Origin of the sequence: Rathayibacter sp. AY1F2 (assembly GCF_002930885.1) — a bacterium.
GTDB lineage: Bacteria > Actinomycetota > Actinomycetes > Actinomycetales > Microbacteriaceae > Rathayibacter.
In genome coordinates this window covers 1-2,006 of the sequence record NZ_PSVG01000051.1, presented here as the reverse complement: position 1 = coordinate 2,006, position 2,006 = coordinate 1, and the positions used below count along the sequence as shown (strand labels likewise).

The window sequence follows — 2,006 nt, the reverse complement described above, 5'->3', positions numbered from 1 at the left end:
GAGTGCTTTCGCGGCGTCGGCGTAGCTGCTGCCCTGCTCGATACACAGGTAGTACAGCGCTTGATCGGTGTCGGAGAGCTCGGAGACGGCTTCCTCGATTGCCGCGGCGAGCTGGCGTCTCGTGACTTCCTCGTCAGGGGTGCCACGTCGATCCGGGTGCAGCGACAGGTCCGCGTCCTCGGTGCGGTTCCGTGCACGGGTCTTGGTTCGGATGAGGTTCAGCGCGGTGAACCGTGCGGTGGTGAGCAGCCACGGGAGGGCGGATGCGTCCACGATCGCGACGTCGTTGATCCGCATCCACGTGGTGAGGAACACGTCTTGCACGACGTCTTCGGCGTCGGTGGGCGCGCGGACGATGCTGAGGGCGTAGCGGTAGGTCGTCGCCGCGTGCCGGTCGTAAAGCCGGCCGAACGCAGCCCGGTCACCTCGCCGCGCGCCGTCCATCAGGGCGGCGTCATCGGTGCGCGCCGCAGCGTCTCGCGCGAGTGCTGCTGCTTCTGGTGGCGTGCTCATGCTTAGTGGTGTCCGATCCGAGCCGATCGTCTCAGACGAGATCCGCTTCGCAACTGTCCGGTCAACCATCCCTTCACGGAACGACACTGCGCACTCCTTGCGCCGAGTGGGGCGGCCAGCAGGTGGCAGGTTCAGCTATCTCGATGCGGCGAGATCCGGTAGCTGTTCGGTGTCGTGGTCACAGAGCGTCTGGCGCAGCAGCACGATCGCGGCGGCGTAGCGGGTGCGGGCGGTGGACGTCGGCAGGCGGAGAACTCGCGCCGCTTCGGTCACAGTGAATCCATCCCAATGAACGAGTTCGATGACTTCTCTGAGTTTCGCTGGCAACGAGCGCACGGCCCTCTGCACGTCAATCTGGTCATCGGATGGCATCGGGAGCTGTTGACCGTTCTGGCGGAGGTCGTCCGCGAGGACCGTCGTCAGGCGGTCCTGCCCGACTTTTTTCCGCTGATGGTTTGCGAGCTTGTGGCGGGCAGTGACGAAGAGCCACATGCGGCCGCGGACAGGGTCGGTGGGCATGATCGCGATGCGCTTCCATGCCGTCTCCGCGGTTTCTGCGAGCAGGTCGGCGGCGTCCTCGTGATTCGAGGTACGCCGGAGCAGGTACGCGAGCAGGTCCGCGGCGTTGTCCTCGATCGCGGTGCGAAGGATGTGTGCTCGCTCGTCAGCGGTCCGCATCATTCGCTTCCACAGTCGATCGATGAAGCCATCGACACCTCTTCGGTGAAGCCCTGGTCCTTGAGCTGCTGAATCACAAGCTGCAACGCCACGGATGAGATCCCGCTCCAGCGTTGCTGAACAGCAAGCTTGGGAGTGTTCGGCGGGAACATGAACTCCGGCGCCGATCCGATATCGAGATTGGCCAGATCAAGCCCGCGTAGCGCCTGTTCGGCCGCGGCCATCCCTTCAGGGGTGTTGAGCGCCCGGTTCGCGGGGTCCTCGGGCTGCACCTGGATCGTCGCAGAGCACGACTCGCCGTCGACGGTCACGACGTACGGCATCACCTCGCCCATAAGCACCGGACGATTCAGTAGTGGAGCGGCGACTGCGACGCCGGCCCCGCCCGTCAGTACCAGCCCGGCCAGCGCAGATGCCGTCCACAGCCGCCGTCTGCGACGGACCGCGCGAGTGGGTTCGGCGTCGAGCATGATCTTGACTGCCTCCTCGCCCCACTGGGGCGGCAGGCTCGGGTACGGGTTGGTGCTGTCCAGTTCGACAGTGGTGAAGTGATTCAACGCAGGCCCTCCAATTTCGCCTCTACACAGCACATGTCGCGGCGGCCTCGAAAACGCGGACGCTCGAGAATTTTGTGCCAACGTCGCGTCCGCGGGCGCATGGGCTCAGCGTCAGTTCGCTCTTATCGACACCGGCAGATCGGTACCGGTCACACCTCGGTGGTCTTTCAAGCAGGACCGGCGGACGTAGCCTTCTCAGCATGACGACGCCGGCTGAGTCCGTGCCCCTGACCAGCCGACGCCCGCCGCAGCGGCGGC

The 2,006-nt window shown here is 65.4% G+C and carries 3 protein-coding genes; all 3 read right to left on the bottom strand.

The features are described 5' to 3' along the window. A partial coding sequence (locus tag C5C54_RS17440; protein ID WP_146078905.1) for an RNA polymerase sigma factor occupies nucleotides 1-600 on the bottom strand: 600 nt, incomplete at its 3' end. 48 nt (nucleotides 601-648) lie between these two features. Further along, on the bottom strand, nucleotides 649-1,194 hold the full coding sequence (locus C5C54_RS17435) for an RNA polymerase sigma factor (RefSeq protein WP_219812230.1): 546 nt from the start codon (nucleotides 1,192-1,194) through the stop codon (nucleotides 649-651). Further along, nucleotides 1,191-1,748 (bottom strand): hypothetical protein, encoded by a 558-nt coding sequence (locus C5C54_RS17430; RefSeq protein WP_104288904.1) that lies wholly within the window; start codon nucleotides 1,746-1,748, stop codon nucleotides 1,191-1,193. The genes C5C54_RS17435 and C5C54_RS17430 overlap by 4 nt, the downstream gene beginning before the upstream one ends. Nucleotides 1,749-2,006 lie beyond the last annotated feature (258 nt).